This window comes from Roseateles hydrophilus, from assembly GCF_026712245.1.
Lineage (GTDB): Bacteria > Pseudomonadota > Gammaproteobacteria > Burkholderiales > Burkholderiaceae_C > Pelomonas > Pelomonas hydrophilus.
The window spans coordinates 868594-885113 of sequence record NZ_JAPPUY010000002.1; the positions used below are offsets into that span (position 1 = coordinate 868594).

The 16520-nt window shown below is 72.5% G+C and carries 11 protein-coding genes; 4 read left to right on the forward strand and 7 right to left on the reverse strand.

Going from position 1 to position 16520, the window contains the following annotated elements; translation table 11 throughout:
* On the reverse strand, positions 1–2790 hold the full coding sequence (locus NYO99_RS11040; RefSeq protein WP_268167232.1) for an ExeM/NucH family extracellular endonuclease: 2790 nt from the start codon (positions 2788–2790) through the stop codon (positions 1–3).
* Between the two features lie 105 nt (positions 2791–2895).
* On the opposite strand from NYO99_RS11040, the gene NYO99_RS11045 reads away from it, so the two are divergent.
* Genes NYO99_RS11045 through NYO99_RS11060 form a run of 4 tightly spaced genes read left to right on the forward strand, consistent with a single transcriptional unit; the run spans position 2896 to position 8224 of the window.
* Positions 2896–4296, forward strand: a complete 1401-nt coding sequence (locus NYO99_RS11045) for a sodium:solute symporter (protein ID WP_268167233.1) — start codon at positions 2896–2898, stop codon at positions 4294–4296.
* A 33-nt stretch (positions 4297–4329) separates the two neighbouring features.
* On the forward strand, positions 4330–4668 hold the full coding sequence (locus NYO99_RS11050) for a hypothetical protein (protein WP_268167234.1): 339 nt from the start codon (positions 4330–4332) through the stop codon (positions 4666–4668).
* A gap of 47 nt (positions 4669–4715) precedes the next feature.
* Complete coding sequence (locus NYO99_RS11055) at positions 4716–6452, forward strand: ABC transporter ATP-binding protein (protein ID WP_268167235.1); 1737 nt, start codon at positions 4716–4718, stop codon at positions 6450–6452.
* A complete protein-coding gene (locus NYO99_RS11060; RefSeq protein ID WP_268167236.1) occupies positions 6449–8224 on the forward strand; it encodes an ABC transporter ATP-binding protein in 1776 nt (591 codons plus the stop codon). Before NYO99_RS11055 ends, NYO99_RS11060 begins: the two co-directional genes overlap by 4 nt.
* Here NYO99_RS11060 and NYO99_RS11065 read toward each other — a convergent pair.
* The 6 genes from NYO99_RS11065 to NYO99_RS11090 form a co-directional block, all read right to left on the reverse strand.
* On the reverse strand, positions 8196–8930 hold the full coding sequence (locus tag NYO99_RS11065; RefSeq protein ID WP_268167237.1) for an SDR family NAD(P)-dependent oxidoreductase: 735 nt from the start codon (positions 8928–8930) through the stop codon (positions 8196–8198). The genes NYO99_RS11060 and NYO99_RS11065 overlap by 29 nt on opposite strands.
* A complete protein-coding gene (gene ubiG / locus NYO99_RS11070; RefSeq protein ID WP_268167238.1) occupies positions 8927–9664 on the reverse strand; it encodes a bifunctional 2-polyprenyl-6-hydroxyphenol methylase/3-demethylubiquinol 3-O-methyltransferase UbiG in 738 nt (245 codons plus the stop codon). Before ubiG ends, NYO99_RS11065 begins: the two co-directional genes overlap by 4 nt.
* A 10-nt stretch (positions 9665–9674) precedes the next feature.
* Positions 9675–10211, reverse strand: a complete 537-nt coding sequence (locus tag NYO99_RS11075) for a demethoxyubiquinone hydroxylase family protein (RefSeq protein ID WP_268167239.1) — start codon at positions 10209–10211, stop codon at positions 9675–9677.
* On the reverse strand, positions 10208–10585 hold the full coding sequence (locus NYO99_RS11080) for a thiol-disulfide oxidoreductase DCC family protein (protein WP_268167240.1): 378 nt from the start codon (positions 10583–10585) through the stop codon (positions 10208–10210). Before NYO99_RS11080 ends, NYO99_RS11075 begins: the two co-directional genes overlap by 4 nt.
* 112 nt (positions 10586–10697) lie before the next feature.
* A complete protein-coding gene (locus tag NYO99_RS11085) occupies positions 10698–12317 on the reverse strand; it encodes a ShlB/FhaC/HecB family hemolysin secretion/activation protein (protein ID WP_268167241.1) in 1620 nt (539 codons plus the stop codon).
* An 11-nt stretch (positions 12318–12328) separates the two neighbouring features.
* The gene (locus NYO99_RS11090) at positions 12329–16480 is read right to left on the reverse strand and encodes a two-partner secretion domain-containing protein (RefSeq protein WP_268167242.1); all 4152 of its coding nucleotides are present in this window, start codon (positions 16478–16480) and stop codon (positions 12329–12331) included.
* Positions 16481–16520: the final 40 nt, after the last annotated feature.

The following is a 16520-nucleotide window of genomic DNA, read 5'->3' on the forward strand; positions in this document are numbered from 1 at the left end:
TCAGAACTGGAAGCTGCTGGCGCTCAGCGATGCGCAGCTCACGTTCTTCAGCAGCAGCAGGGGGCGGCGCGGCAGCGGGCCGGTCGTGTCGGCATCCATCGAGATCAAGGCGTCGCTGACACCGCTGCGCAGGCAGGTGACCTGGCCGGTGGCCTGCGGGTTGGCGGCCGTGATGCCGGCGGCGCTCATCACGGCGCGCAGGTTGATGAGGTCGGTGCCAGGCGTGAAGTCCGTGATCGTGGCGCCACCGGCAAAGCTGGCGCTGAACGCGAACTGGTCGCGCCCTGCGCCACCAGTCAGCGTCGGGCGCAGGGCGCCCACGGTGATCAGGTCATCCCCCGCCGTGCCCGCCACCGTCGTGCTGGCGGCGGTGATGTAGCTGTTGTAGAGGTTCAGGCCCATGACCACCGGGTCATGGTCAGACGAGCGGAACGGGGTCGCCGCGTAGGGGTCCGGCGCGCAGGTGGCGCAGGCGGGCTGCTTGAACTCCTGGTTGTAGTCGTGCGCCACCGACTCGTCGGCGTTGATGTGCCACTCGGTCGCCATGCTGACCTTGGGCGACAGCGACGAGGTCGTGATCGCGTGGTCCAGGCGGCCGGCAGCGCCGTCGAACGTGTAGGAGTAGCCCAGCGTGTTGAAGCGGCCGATCTGGTCGATGAAGCCGTTGTCGGTCAGGCGGGTGATGGGGTCTTCCATGCCGTAGGCATTGAAGTCCCCCACCAGCACCACGTCGTTGCTGCCGCTGCTGGTCTGCAGGGAGGCGACGAAGCTGCGCAGGCGGTCGGCCTGCTTCACGCGCGTGGCGGTGTAGCAGCTCTGGCCATCGCTCTGGTCCAGGTCCAGGCCGGTGGCGCCGCTGCAGCCCTTGGACTTCAGGTGGTTGACCACCAGCGTGAACTTCTGGCCGTTGGCCAGCGTGAAACTCTGGGCCACGGTCGGGCGGTTGTTGACCGGGTCCGTGTCGATCACCGAACTGCCAGCCGGGGTGAGCTTGGCGGGCTTGTAGATGATCATGTTCTTGATGGCGTCCGAACCCACCACGCCCGCCGCCGCGCCTGCCACGACGGCGTAGGTGCCCGCGCCGACCTTGGCGTTCAGCGCGGCCACCAGGTTCGCCGGTGCGATGGCGTTGTTCTGGATTTCCATCAGGCCCACGGCGTCGGCGTCGATGGCGCTGAGCGCGGCGACGATCTTGGCCTGCTGACGGTTGAACTCCGTGAGGTTGTCGGCGCCACGGCATTCACCGGCGCAAGGCTGGCTGCTGGCGGTGCCACCGTCAGCCGTCTTGCCGTCCTTGAACGTGGTGAAGTAGTTCAGCACGTTGAAGCTGGCCAGCTTCACGTTGCCGCCCACGGCCGGCGGCGTGGTGGTGCGCGGGTTGGTCAGCGCGTACTGCAGGGCATCGTTGGCCAGGGGCACGATGCGGTAGGCGCCGGGCGCGCCGGTGCTGGTCGTCGTCGGGCCGAAGTCGATCACGCCGGTGATGGCGCCGAGGGTGTCGCCGCCGCGCAGCGCGCCGGTGGGGCCGGTGAAGGGCGTCGGGTTGACGTTCTGCAGCGTGTTGCCGTCCTCCAGCACGATCAGGCGGGCGGCGTTGTCAGCGGCCAGGGCCTTGGCGGCGTCGCTGCCCGGGCGGTACTTGTTGGTGGGCGTTTCCAGCCGGCCGCCGGCCGACAGCGTCAGCTGGCCATAGCGGGCCTGGAAGGCGTTCTGGCCGACGGTCAGCGGGCCGGCCAGCGTGACCAGCATGCCTTCATAACGCTCCAGCCCGCCGGTGACGGGCAGGCTGATCGCCGTGGGGGTCACGCTCTGGCCGGGGTTCACCAGCGTGATGCCGCTGACGCTGCCGATCTGCGTCACGGTGCTGCCGCCGGTCGAGAACTCGGTGACCGTGCCGGCCACCCGCACCAGCTGGTTCAGGGCCACGGTGGGCGCGGTGCTCGTGAACACGAAGATGCCGTCCGACGTGGCCGGGTTGCCATCGCCCACGGCGGCCTGCATGTAGAAGCCGGTGTTGGTCAGGCGGGTCACGACGCCTTCGGTCGTGACGGTGCTGCCGGCCAGTGCGCTGGTGGCGCCGCTGCCCTGGATCTCGTAGATCTGCTTGAAGGCGCCCGGCGCGGGGGCCGGTGTCGGGGCCGGCGCGGGGCCGGGGGCTGCGGCGGTGCACACCGCGTAGGCGCTGCTGCTGTTGCGCGGCGTCGGCACGCCATTGGCGAAGTCGGTGCTGTTGTTGCCGTTGTCGGTGCAGCCCGCATCGGCGCGCAGCAGGGCAAAGCCGTTGTTGGTGGGCGCCGGTGCGGGCGAGATCTCGGTGCAGTTGGCCGTCGTGCCGTAGCCGATGAGGTCCTTGATGCTGGCGTCCGACGGGCAGGTGGCGGCGGGCAGCGACGTCGTGCTGTTGACCAGGGCCAGCTTGCCGGCGCTGCCGCTCATGTCGAAGCCGGCGGTGACGTCGGCGGTGGGCAGATCAACGCCGACAGCCGTGCTGGCCGAGACGCCGCTGCCGAGCTTCACGAGCAGGTACTGGCCGGGCTGCAGCGTGCCGGTGAGGGCGACCTTCTGCGAGCCCCAGCTGGTGCCCGCCGCGGACGAGTACTGCAGCGACCAGGTGCTCATGTCGACCGCCGACGCACCCGCATTGCGGATCTCGACGAAGTCGTTCTTGTAAACCGCGCCGGTGCGACCGCCGCCGCCGTAGACCTGGCTGATGAGTGGGCCGTTGGCCGCGAACGCGGTGGGCGCCGCGAAGGCCGCAACGAGGAGAGCTACCAGGGGTCGGAGTCGCATGACGGGTTAGTAAAAATTGGCCAAAACGGGGCGCATGGTAGGGATGCTTGATGACGATTTGACCCACCGTGTTCACGGGGGTGTCATGAGGCATGATCCCGGCCGATGTCGCCTGCACTGCTTTTGCTCGGGGTTGTTGCCTACTTTGCCGGGCTGCTGGTGCTGGCGCGGTGCGTCGCGCACGGTGCTGGTGCTGCGGGTTTCTACGTGGGGTCTAGGGAAAGTCCCTGGCCGGTCGTCGCGTTCGGGATGGTCGGGACGTCGCTGTCCGGCGTCACCTTCATCAGCGTGCCCGGCTCGGTGGCTGCCAGCGGCTTCAGCTACCTGCAGGTCACGCTGGGCTATGTGGCCGGCTACGTGGCCATCGCCTTCGTGCTGCTGCCGGCCTACCACCGGCTGCGCGTGGCCTCCATCTACGAGCTGCTGGGCGAGCGCCTGGGGCCGGCCGCGCGGCGGCTGGGCTCGGCCTACTTCATCCTCAGCCGCACTGTGGGCGCGACAGCGCGGCTCTACCTCGTCGTGCAGGTGCTGTACCTGCTGATGCTGCAGCCGCTGGGCGTGCCCTTCGCCGTGGGCGCGGCCGTCGTGCTGGCGATGATCCTGCTCTACACGGTCGACGGCGGCGTGAAGGCGCTGGTGTGGACCGACACGCTGCAGACCGCCGGCATGCTGACGGGCCTCATCGTCTGCATCGCGCTGCTGTGGCGGCCCGATGCGCTGTCGCAGCTGGACGCCGCCGGCCTGAGCCGCGTGTGGGTGAGCGACCCGCTGAGCCGTGACTTCTGCGTCAAGGCGCTGCTGGCCGGCATGTTCATCGCCATTGCGATGACGGGGCTGGACCAGGAAATGATGCAGAAGAGCCTGTCGGTGGCGAAGCTGCGCGACGCGCAGAAGAACCTGCTGCTGCTGGCGGTGCTGCTGGTCGTCGTCATCGCCGCCTTCCTGCTGCTGGGCGGGCTGCTGACGCTGTTCGCCCGCGAGCACGGGCTGGCGGCGACTGGTGACGCGCTGTTCCCGGCCGTCGTCATGCAGCACCTGCCGGGTTGGGTGCAGGCGGTGTTCGTGCTGGCGCTGGTGTCGGCCCTGCTGCCCAGCGCCGACGGCGCGCTGACCGCGCTGACGGCCAGCACCTGCCTGGACCTGCTGCGCGTGAGCCAGGACAACACCCGCACCCGCCGCCGCGTGCACCTGGGCTTTGCGCTGCTGTTCCTGCTGCTCGTGCTGGGCTTCAAGGCGCTGGACAACGCCAGCATGGTGTTCCTCATCCTCAAGCTCGCGGGCTACACCTACGGCCCGCTGCTGGGCCTGTTCGCGTTCGCGCTGTTCACGCCGCGGAAGGTGTCAGGTCGTGCGCTGGTGGCGGTGTGCGTGGCGGCGCCGCTGCTGTGCGCGGTGCTGGACTTCGGGCAGCCGTGGGGCGGGTGGCAGATCGGGTTGGAGCTGTTGCTGTTGAATGGGCTGCTGACGTGGGGCGGGTTGCTGGCCTGCAGCAAGCGAGTGACGTGAGCGGCCACGCTTGTCGTTGACACTTGCCGGACCATGAATCGCTGGAACATTCCTCCCGCGTTGGAGCATGAGGTGCTTCAACGGGATCTGCAGTGCATCTACTGCGGCACCTCGTTTCTCGTTCCCTCGTTGCTCCGGCGTGACAAGCCATCGTGGGAGCACATCGTCAACGATGAGACCTTGATCACCCGCGAAAACATCGCGCGCTGCTGCATGGGCTGCAATGCCAGCAAAGGTCAGAAGCCCTTGGCGGTCTGGCTGACGTCTCGCTACTGTCAGCGCTACGGCATTACGCGTGAGTCCATCGCGCGAGTGGCCCGTGAAGCGCTTGTGGCGTCCGAGTCGATTGACGTTGGCGCGAGCGCGGATTGATGTCGTTCGCACCCTCCGTGCTGCCCGTGCCTACGAGCCTCTCCCGCATGCTCGCCACCTTCGTGCGCGAGCACTGGCGCGCCTACGGGTCGGCCGCGGCCATGCTCAGCTGCATCGCCGCGATGACGGTCTGGATTCCCCGCCAGGTCGGCCATGTCGTCGACGCGTTGGTGGCCGGCCAGCTTCAGGGGCCGGCGCTCATCGAGCCGCTGGCGCTGCTGGTGCTCGCAGGACTCGCCATCTACCTGCTGCGCGTGGGCTGGCGGCTGACGCTGTTCAAGGCGGCCTACCGGCTCGGCGCGCGGCTGCGCACGCGGTTGTTTGCGCGGCTGGCGCTGCAGGGGCCGGCCTACTTCCAGCAGCAGCGCACCGGCGACCTGATGGCGCTGGCCACCAACGACATCGACACCGTCGAGATGGCCGCTGGCGAAGCCATGCTGGCCGGCTTCGACGGCACGCAGACGCTGCTGCTGGTGCTGGCGATGATGACGCTGTCCATCGACTGGCGGCTGGGCCTGGCCGCGCTGCTGCCCTTCCCGCTGATGGGGCTGGCGTTCTGGTGGATCAGCAAGCATCTGCACCAGGCCGCGCAGGACTCGCTGACCCGCTTTGGCGACCTCAACCAGCAGGTGCAGGAAAGCCTGGCCGGCGTGCGCACGCTGCGGGCGCTGGGCCTGGTGGACCGCAGCCGCCAGCGTTTCGGCGTGCTGGCCGACGGTGCCGCCGAGGCGGCGTTCCGCTCGCAGCGCTGGGAGGCCGCCTACGAGCCGGCCGTGGGCATGACGCTGGGCGCGGCGACAGCCATCGCGCTGGCCGTGGGCGGCTGGCTGGTGGCTCGCGGCGAGATCAGCATCGGCCAGCTGACCGCGTTCACGATGTACCTGGGCCAGCTGATCTGGCCCATGTTCGCGGCCGGCTGGGTGCTGTCCCTGCTGGAGCGCGGCCGCGCCGCCTGGGCGCGTCTCGCGCCGGTGCTGGACGCGCCGCTGACGCTGGTCGATCACGGTCATGCGGTGCTGCCCCCTCGTGCCGAGTTGCGTGCGGAAGGCCTCAGCTTCAGCTTCCCCGGCGCCAAGCGGCCGGCGCTGCACAGCGTCGATTTCGCACTGCCGCCCGGCCGCACGCTGGGCATCGTCGGCGCCACCGGCGCCGGCAAATCCACGCTCGTGCGCCTGCTGCTGCGCCAGGCGGAGCCCGACGCGGGCCGGCTGCTGCTCGCCGATGTGCCGCTGCCGGACCTGCCCCTGGCCACGCTGCGCGCGCACATCGCCTGGGTGCCGCAGGAGCCCTTCCTTTTCTCGGCCTCGGTGGCCGACAACATCGCGCTGGTAAAACCTGGCGCCACGCCGGCCGACATCGAGGCCGCCGCCCGCTTGGCCGCCGTGCACGACGACATCGCCCGGCTGCCCCACGGCTACGCGACGGAGGTGGGCGAGCGCGGTGTGACGCTGTCCGGCGGCCAGCGCCAGCGCGTGGCGATTGCCCGAGCGTTGTTGAGCGATTCACCCTTGCTGGTGCTGGACGACGCGCTGTCGGCGGTCGACACCGGCACCGAGACGGCCATCCTTGATCACCTGCGCGAGCTGCGCGCCGCGCGGCCCGACCGCAGCGTCATCGTCATCGCGCACCGGTTGTCGGCGGTGATGGATGCCGACGAGGTCATCGTGTTGAAGCAGGGCCACGTCATCGAGCGCGGCACGCATGCGCAGCTGCTGGCGCTGGGCGGCTGGTATGCGTCGCAATGGCGCTACCAGCAGATCGAAGCCAGCCTGGAGGCCGCATGAAGCAGGAACGCCCCTGGCAAAGCGTCGGCCTGCTGATGGACGCTGCACGGCCCGAGCGCCCGCAGCTGATCCGCGGCGGCCTGTGGCTGCTGCTGGCGGCCGCGCTGGAGGCGCTGGGCCCCATCCTCGGCAAGCGCTACATCGACGAGCACCTGCTGCCCGGCCACTACGACCTCGGCGCGATGGCCGCGCTGCTGGCTTCAGTGTTGCTGACCGGCTGGGCGGCGAGCTGGGTGCGCTATGCGCAGCTGTCGCGCATGGCCGGTGTGGCGCGGCGCTCGGTGCTGCGGCTGCGCGAGCGGGTCTACGCGCATGTGCTGGCGCTGCCCATGGCCTTCTTCGACAAGGCCATCACCGGCCAGCTCGTCAGCCGCGTCACCAACGACACCGAGGCGGTGAACCAGCTCTACCGGCAGGTGCTGTACGTGATGCTGGATTCCAGCATCGTCGTTGCCGGCTCGCTGGTGGCCATGGCGTTCCTGGACTGGCGGCTGATGCTCATCGTCGCGACGCTGGTGCCGGCCATGGTGGCCATCATCCTGGGCTACCAGAAGCTCTCCGCGCCGGCCGTCGCGCGCACGCGCCAGCTGCGCAGCGACATCAACGCGCAGATGGCCGAGAGCATGGCCGGCATGGCGGTGCTGCAGGCGGCCGGCGCGGCCGGGCGCTTCGGCGCGCGCTTCGAGGCGGTGAACGCCGAGCACCGGCTGTCGCGCATCGCGGAGCTGCGCGCCAACGCGTGGCTGCTGCGCCCGGCGCTGGACCTGCTGAACGTGCTGCTGCTCGTCACGGTGATCTACGGCTTCGGGCGGCGCGAGCTGTCGGGGCTGGAGGTGGGGCTGCTTTACGCCTTCCTGTCCTACATCGCCCGCGTCGTCGAGCCGCTGATCCAGATCACCATGCAGTTCGGCCAGTTGCAGCAGGCCATGGTGGCCGCGTCGCGCGTGCGGGCGCTGCTGGAGGAGGATGAGCACCGGGGGCCGCCGCAGGACGGTGCGCCCATCACGCGCGGCGAGATCCGCATCGAGCGCCTGGGCTTCGGCTACGACCCCGCACGGCCGGTGCTGCACGGGCTGGACGTCGACATCCCGGCCGGCAGCTTCACCGGCATCGTGGGCCACACCGGCAGCGGCAAGAGCACGCTGCTGTCGCTGCTGCTGCGCTTCTACACCGCGCAGCAGGGCCGCATCACCATCGACGGCCAGCCGCTGCACGCCGTGCCCGACGCGGCGTTTCGTGACGCCGTGGGCCTGGTGCCGCAGGAAGCCTTGCTGATGGCGGCCAGCGTGCGCGAGAACATCGCGATGGGCCGGCCCGGCATCAGCGATGCGGCCGTGGAGGACGCGGCCAAGGCGGCCCGCGCGCATGACTTCATCCTGGCCCTGCCGCAGGGCTACGACACCCGGCTGGGCGAAGGCGGCGCGCGCGTGTCCAGCGGCCAGAAGCAGCTGCTGGCCATGGCCCGCGCGCTGGCCGGTGCGCCGCGGCTGCTGTTCCTGGACGAGGCCACCAGCAATGTCGACAGCGAGACCGAAGCGCGCCTGGGCGAGGCGCTGGCCGCGCTGCACGGTCGCGTCACCGTCATCGCCATCGCGCACCGGCTGTCCACCATCCGCGCGGCCGACCAGATCCTGGTGCTCAACCACGGCCGGCTGCAGGAGCGCGGCACGCACGAGGCGCTGATGGCTCTGGACGGCGGCCTGTATCGCCGCCTGGTGGAGCTGCAGACGCTGGAAGAAACGCCTAGCGAACCAGAGGCCGGATCTTCGTGAAGCCGCCGTCCACCGGCAGCACCTGGCCGGTGAGGCGCGCGGCGGCGTCGGACAGCAGCCAGGCCATCACGCCGGCCACCTCGTCGGCGGTCTGCACGCCGCCCAGCGGGTATTGCTTGGCCGCGCCTTCGCGCATGGCGGGCTGCTTGAGCATGGCCGCGGTCATGGGCGTGTCGGTCATGCCGGGCGCCACGGCGTTGATGCGCAGGCCCTGCACCGCGTAGCTGGCCGCGGCGCTGCGCACCAGCGCCTCGATGCCCCCCTTGGCCGCCGCGATGGCCTCGTGGTTGGCCACGCCGATGCTGGCCACCACCGAGCTCACCAGCACCGCCGCGCCCGGCTGCGGCGGCTCGCGCAGCGCCTCCACCCAGGCGCCCAGCATGTAGAGCGCGCTGTCGAGGTTGACGCGCAGCACCTCGCGCATCTGCTCGGGCTTGCTGCGGTGCAGCGGGGCGATCAGCGTGCTGCCCACGCAGTGCGCCAGCCGCGTGGGCGTGCCCAGCGCCTCGCGGCAGGCGGCGACGGCGGCCATGGCGCCTTCGGGCGTGGTGGTGTCGGCGGCGATGTGCAGCTGGGCCGGCACATCGGCCAGCGTGGCCGCGTCGCGGCCGACGGCGGCCACCTGCCAGCCCTGGGCCTGCAACTGAACGCACAGCGCGCGGCCGATGCCGCCGCGGGCGCCGGTGACGAGAGCGATGGAAGTCATGGTCGGGTCTCCGGTTGTGGGCGGGCAAAGCTCGCCATGTAGTTGACCGAGGTGTCGCGCGTCCAGCGGGCGCGATGCAGCACCGGCAGGTAGCGCATGCCCAGGCGCTGCAGCGGCTGCAGGCCGGCTTGGGCGGCGGCGGCCTCCAGCTCGTCGGGCGTGACGAACTGGCGCCAGCGGTGCGTGCCGATGGGCAGCACGCGCAGCAGGTACTCGGCCGCCACGATGGCCAGCAGCCAGCTGCGCGCGGTGCGATTGATCGTGGAGGCCACCAGCAGCCCGCCCGGGGCGACGGCGGCGGCCACCTGCGCGAGGAAGGCGGGCACGTCGTCCACATGCTCCACCACCTCCAGCGCCAGCACCATGTCGAAGCGCTCGCCGGGCGCGAGCGCGCTGGCCGGATCGCCATGCCGGTAGTCCAGCCGGGCGGCAATGGCGGGCTCCATGGCCGCGTGGCGGCGCGCCGCGCCGATGTTGCCGGCGGAGGCATCGATGCCCACGACCTGTGCGCCCTCGCGGGCCAGCGCCTCGCTCATCAGCCCGCCGCCGCAGCCCACGTCCAGCACGCGCAGCCCGGCCAGCGGCCGGCCGAAGTGGCGCCCGGCCGCCTCGCGCACCCAGCGCCCGCGCAGCGCCTGCGTGACGTGCAGCGGCCGCATCGGCCCGCGCGCATCCCACCAGGTGGCGCTCCAGGCGTCGTAGCGGGCGACCTCGTCCGGGCGAACGGTGCTCACGGCCGGCGTGTCAGACATGGCGGCACACGGCAACGGCGGCGGCAGAGCCCGCGCCCACGAGGCGGCACCAGGCCCGCATCAGCCGGCCAGGTGGCCCCGCGAGCGCGGCGGCTTCATCGCGGTGGTCGACCTCGTCGCGCCGGCAGCCGTCCAGCAGCTCGCGCAGCGGCGCCCAGGCGGGCTGGCCGGACAGGCGGTCGACCTGGGCCTGGTAGTGCTGGTCGACAAAGCTCTCCACCGCGGCGACGGTGCCGTACACCGCACGCGCCCCGGCCAGCGCGGGCAGGGCGCCGGTCAGCCAGCCGGCCACGCGCCACAGCGGCAGCAGCCGGCTGTGCTGCGCCGTGGGCAGGCAGGCCTCGATGAGGCTGAGGTGGCGGCGTTCGGTGGCCAGGTGGCGCTGTGCGAAGGCGCGCAGCGCCGGGTCGCGGCTCACGGCCATCACGCCGCGGTAGATCCACACCGCGCCGGTTTCGCCGGCCTGGTCGCTGCGCAGGTCGGCCACCAGCCCGGCTGGCATGGCGGCGGGTGTCCAGACGGCGCTCATCGGGCCGGGCGCCAGAGCCGGCGCAGCTTGAGAAAGCCGGTGTAGGCGGCATCCAGCAACCGCACCAGCCACGGCCGGTTCAGCAGCCGCGCGAGCCGGGCGGTGCGTGGCAGCGCCGCCCACATCGCGATGAAGGCCGCCGCGCCGCTGACGAGCCGGCCATCCGCCGCACGCACATGCAGCCGCGCCAGCGCCGCCGGCCGGTCCAGCCCGCGGCCCAGCGCCTCGGGCGGGCAGGCCGCGGCGTCCACCCAGCACAGCGCGTCGGCGCCGGGCTGGCGCTGGTACAGCGCGATCTCGCGGCGGCAGACCGGGCAGGCGCCGTCGAAGTAGACGGTGGGGCGGGCGTCGGAAGGCGGGTTGGGCGGCGTCACGGCCGGCATGGTGCCGCGGGCCCAGCAACCCAGTGGGGCCGGTGGGCATTGCCGGCCTGAGGCGGCCGCCTGCGTCAAGGCGGCCGCGCCGTCATCGACCTTGCGAGACGGGCTAGCCGCCGCTCCACTGCAGCGACAGGTGCAGCCGGTCGCCGCCCTGCGCCTGCGCGCTCAGCCCGCTCTTGATGCGGCGCGCCCACTGCAGCTGCAGGCTGAGCTGCTGCGGCCCGCTGACGACCAGGCCCAGGCCGGCGCTGCCCAGGTAGCGCCGTGCCGGCTCGCCGGGTTGCGGTGCATGCACGCGCAGCGCCGCGGCGTCGGCCAGCAGCAGCGGCGTGAGTGCCCAGCCACCCGGCGCGGCCAGGGCCGGCAGGCGCAGCTCGTTGCGCCAGGTCCAGCCGCTGTCGCCGAAGGCCGCGCCCTCGCGGAAGCCGCGCACGCTGGCCACGCCGCCGCCGGACAGCTGCTCGCTGCCCAGCAGGTTGGCATTGGCCTGCTGCAGCGCCAGCTGCGCCAGCCAGGTGCTGCTGCCCAGTGGCGTGCTGCGCTCCAGCTGCAGCTGCCAGATGCGGTAGCGCGCGCGGGCGCCGGGCCGCGTGGCGTCGAAGGCGGCGTCGTCGCCATGGGCGAACATGCCGCCCGGCGACACGATGAGCTGGGCCTGCAGCTGGGTGCTGCCCCAGGCATCGGGCCGCTGCGCGCTGTAGCCCAGCACCCACTGGCCGATGGTGGTCAGCGTCTGCGTGACCGGCGTCTCGCTGAACAGCAGGTTGTTGTCGCTGCGCTTGCGGTCCAGCCCCAGCTGCAGGCTGTCGGTCCAGGTGCCGCTCAGGCGCAGCGGGATCTCGTAGCGCAGGCTCACGCCGCTGGAACCGCCCGACAGCGCCAGAGGCTCGGGCATGCGGCCGCGGATGCGGCCGCCGCTCGCGTTGACGCTGAGCAGGTGGCGCCAGGGCAGGCCCAGCTGGTAGCCCAGCTGCCAGCTGCGCGCATGCCGGAAGTCCGGGTCGGCGGACAGGCGCAGCTGCACCTGGTCCTGATGGCCCAGCAGCCGGCGCAGCGCCAGGCCGGCGCTGAGGCGGGTCTCGCCGGTCACGGCGCTGCCGGTGTTGTCGGCGCCGGCCGAGAACCCCAGCCGCGCCGGTTCCTGGACCTGCAGCGCCATCGCGACGGCGCCGGGCGCGTCGCCCGGGCTGTAGCGGGCCACGCTGCGGCGGCCGGGCTGGGCGCGGTCCAGCCAGGCCAGCGTGTCCTGCAGCGCGTCGGCGTCCAGCACGGGCGCGGCGCGCAGCGCGTCGAACTGCTGCTCGATGGCCGCGGCGTCGGCCGCGCCGTCCACGGCCAGGCGCTGCAGCCGGCCGCGGGTGACCTCGATGCGCAGCCGGCCGGCGGCGACGTCCTGGTCCGGCACGCTGGCCACCGCGAAGGCCTGGCCGGCCAGCTGCAGCTGGCGGTTGACCTCGGTGACCAGCGCTTCCACCAGCGCCGGCTGCAGCGGCCGGCCCAGCGCCAGGGCCAGCCGCTCGCGCAGCAGCGTGCGTTCCAGCTCGGGCAGGCCCAGCAGCGTGACGCCCGTGCCGGCGTCGCCCGCGGGCGTGCCGCTCGCGTGCAGCGTGATGGCCTGCAGCCGGGGTTCGGCGGCCTGGCCGGGCGGCGCGGCCAGCGCGGCCAGCGCGGCCAGGCCCAGCAGGCGCATGCGGGCCCGGCGCAGCAGGTTGTGGGATGTGTGCATGTCGGGCTCTCTCAAGGCTTGTTGAGGAACGGGAAGGGGCTGTCCAACGGTGGCTGCACCGGACGCTTGCCGAGCTGGGCGGTCAGGATGGCGAGCAGCTGCGCGCGGCCGTCCTCGGTCTGCGTCATGGTGCGCAGCTGCTCGGTCGTGATGGGCGTGTTGCGGGCCTTGGCCAGCGCCTCGTCCAGCCGCTTCTGGCCGTTGTCCCAGCTGTCGGCGGCCTGGCCGGCGGCCATGCCCACTTCCAGCGCGATGGAGGCCACGTCGCCGATGGGGCCGGCCGCCTTCAGGAAGGCGCCCACGCTGGCCTTCACGGCCTTGAGCCCCTTGCCGGCGGTGCGGAAGGCCTTCTGCACGGCGTCGGCCGAGTCCAGGGCCACGTCCAGCCCCTTGGCCAGCTTGGTCAGGTCGCCCGCGCCGCCGCTGACGCTCTGCAGCCCGCGGGCGACGCGGCGCGCCTCCGCGGCCTTGAGGCCGTCGTCCAGCGACGTGACCAGCTTGCCCTCCTGCGCCAGGCGGCGCAGCGGCTGGGCCGATTTCCACGGCGTGCGGCGGGCGGTGTCGGCGGCGTCCTCGGCCAGGTCGATGAGCTCGCCGGCCTGGTTCACCCCGCGCCGGGCGGCGTAGGGGTAGATCAGGTCCTTGAGCCGCTCGGTCATGCGCAGGCCGTCAGCCAGATTGCCCGCCATGGCCAGGCTGGTGGTGCCGGCGGCCAGCGCCAGCGAGGCATAGGTGCCCGTGCCCCCCGGCCCGAGGCCTGCCGCGGCCAGCGCCTGGGTCGTGAAGTCGGGCGCCGGCGTGCCGGTGTCGAACAGGATGGCCAGGTTCACGCCCTGCATGCGGCGCAGCTCCAACTGCTCCTGCATCCAGGAGTTGAACAGCTGGTTCGAGGCCTCGGCCACCTGGATGGCGCTTTGCTGCACCATGCCGCCGATCTGGGCCATCAGCTCGTTCTCGTCCGGGCTGTAGGGGCCGCCGCGTTCCAGCAGGTTGATGAGCTGGTTGGTCATGCCGGCGGCCACCACGGAGCGGCGGGCGCTGCCGTCGATGGCGGCGCGCTCGGCGCACAGCTTGGTCAGCTCGTCGTACAGCGCGGCCTCGACGCCCTTGCCGATCTCCTCCACCACCAGGCCGCCCAGGCCCAGCGTCACCAGGTTGACGACCTGGGCCGAGGCGCGCGTGGCGCTTTCGGACTTGCGGATGGCCAGCATCTTGGCGGCGATCTCGCGGTCGAGCTGGTCCACCCGGGCCTGCGTGGCCGGGTCCAGCGGTGCGGTCATCGCGTTCCAGAACTGCTGGCGGGCCTGCAGGAACTGCGCCGGGATGTCCTTCTCGTACCAGGCGATGGTGTCCTCGATGTCCTTGCGCCAGCGCGCCAGCGTGGCCTCGTCCCAGTCCGGATGCTCCTCGCGCAGGCGCGCCAGGCGTTCACGCCAGAACTCGACCGCGTTGATGGCCAGCGAGGTGGTCTCGGACATGGGGTAGTAGTCCGAGAACACCGCGTCCAGCTGCGACATGGGCAGGTTGTAGGCGCCGCGGCTGGCCGTGAGCCCGTCGGGCTGCAGCACGATGCCGGTGGTGGGCAGCACGATCTGCACCGCGCCGGTGACGGCCTGGTTGGGCGTCAGCCGGTCGGGCAGGAAGCTGATCGTGGGCACCTCCACCGTCAGCCGCGCGCTGGCCACGGCGCAGTCTGCCGGCGCTGTCACCAGGCAGACCTGGTAGCGCAGCAGATAGCTGCCGGCCAGCGTGCGCGGCGGCACCTTCAGCACGCCCGTCTCGGACAGGGCGGCGCCTGGCAGGTTGCCATCGGGCAGCAGGCTCACGCGCACCTGACCGGCCCCCAGCGCCGCACCGTCGTAGCGGTCGTTGTCCAGCAGCGAGGCCGAGCCCCCGACCCGCAGGGTCAGGTTGTCGTCGCCCAGCGTCCAGCGCACCGGCGGTGGCGGTGGCGGCGGCGGTGGTGGCGGTGGCGGTGGCGGTGGTGGTGGTGGTGGTGGTGGTGGTGGTGGTGGTGGTGGTGGTGGTGGTGGTGGTGGTGGTGGTGGTGGCGGTGGCGGTGGCGGTGGTGGCGGTGGTGGCGGTGGTGGCGGTGGTGGCGGTGGTGGCGGTGGTGGCGGTGGTGGCGGTGGCGGTGGTGGCGGTGGCGGTGGCGGTGGTGGTGGTGGTGGTGGCGGTGGCGGTGGCGGTGGTGGTGGTGGCGGTGGCGGTGGCGGTGGCGGTGGCGGTGGCGGTGGCGGTGGCGGTGGCGGTGGCGGTGGCGGCGGCGGCGGAGGGGGAGGCGCCGACGGATCGGTCTGGTAGTACAGGCCGCCGGCCTCGGTGCCGGCGTCGCCGTACGACTTGCCCACCGTGGCGGTGCTGTTCAGCGCCGCGGGTGACTGGGGCTGCTCACCCTTCTCCCATTGATAGACCTTGTTGGACAGCTGGATGTCGCCGGGCTTGGGCGCGAACAGCCGCACGCGGTGGGCGTACAGCGTCTGCTCGGGGCGCATCAGGATCTGGCCCGTGCCCTGGGCTTGGCCGGCCACCAGCGTCAGGTAGGTGCCGCCGCCCATCACCGGCGACAGCGGGCCGCCGGTGAGGTCGATGTGGCGGCCGGCCAGCAGCAGCAGTTCGCCGGGCGACGGCGAGGTCGTCGCGCCGAAGTCCACCACGGCGATGGAGGCTTGCACCTTGATGTCGCGGTCGGCCTTCAGCGTCAGCCGGTAGGGCGAGTTGAAGAAGTAGGCGTCGCTGCGGTCGGCAGGTGCGGGCAGGATGGTGATGTCGCCGTCGGCCGGGCCGTTGGAACTGGTGCTGATCTCGACGTTGGCGGTCTGCAGCGCGGCCAGGATCTGGTCGGCGTTGAAGTTGCTGAGCTGGCCGGTGGTGTCGATGGACGTGGCCGCCGTGGAGATGGTGACGTTGGTCGGGTCCAGCAGCAGCGTGCCGGTGCGGCCGCCCGGGGCGGCGCGCAGGTCGGCGCGGCCGGTGTAGAGCAGCGTGCCGCGGCCCGAGACCTCGGCCCGGCCGCCGTCGCCCGCGCCGGCGCCGCGCGCGCTGATCTGGCCGGCGAAGCGGGTGCTGCCGTCGGCCCACACGACCACCTCGCCGCCGCTGCCCGACCCGGTGGCGTCGGCGCGCAGCTGCACGTCGGTGGCCACGTCGGTCTGGCGGGCGTTGGCCAGCGTCGTGTCGCGGCCCTGCCAGCCGCCGCCCACATGCACCGTGCCGCCTTGCGCGGCGCCGCTGGCGTCCAGACGGGCGCCGGGCTGCAGCGCCACCTCGGCGCCCTCCACGGTGATGCGACCACCGCGGCCCGTGCTGCCCTGGGCGTCCAGCGTGCCGGTCACTTCGGTGCGGCCGCTGCCGCTGAGACGGATCTCGCCGCCCGCGCCGGTGGTGAGCGAGAAGGCCCGGATGGCGCCGCTGCTCTGCACGGCCAGCGCCAGCGGGTTGCCGCCCACGGCACGCAGGTCGGCCGCCGCGGCCTCGATGTGGCCGCCGTGCCGCACCGAGGCGTCGGCGGCGGGCGTCAGGCTCACCAGCAGCCGGTCCTGGCCGTCGCGGGCCAGCAGCACGCTGCCGCCGGCGGCCAGTGCCGCCGTGCCCTGCGGCGCCTCGATGCGGCCTTCGTTGACGACCTGCTGGGCCATCAGCACCACATCGCCTTCGCGCGCGACGATCAGCCCCTGGTTGACCACCGCGGCCGCGCCGCTGCCGGACAGGCGCAGCGTGCGGTCGCCGCGCAGGAAGGCGGCGTTGTCCAGGTCCCGCGTGCTGGCGACGAAGCCGTGGCTGAGCACCTGCCCGCCCGGCCCCACCAGCACGCCGTTGGGGTTGACGAGGAAGACGCGGCCGTTGGACTGCAGCTGGCCGGCGATGACGCTGGGGTCGGCGCCCAGCACGCGGTTGAGCACCGCCGCGCTGGCCGAGGGCAGGTCGAAGCGCACCTGCTCGCCGGCCTTCACGCCGAAGGTCTGCCAGTTCAGGATGGCGCGCTGGCTCTGTTGCTGGATCAGCGTCTGCGTGCCCTGCTGGGCGATGCTGGCCTGGCCGGCGACCACCTGGCCGCCGGTGGGCCCGGCCTGGGCGCTGCCCAGCGGGGCCGCGCCGCCGGCCATGACGGTGGCCACCGCGGCCGCGGTGGCGGTGAGGGAACGGCGTCGTTGTCGGTTCATGCTCCGGATCTCCAAACGCGAGGGGGCCCGCACGCGGGGC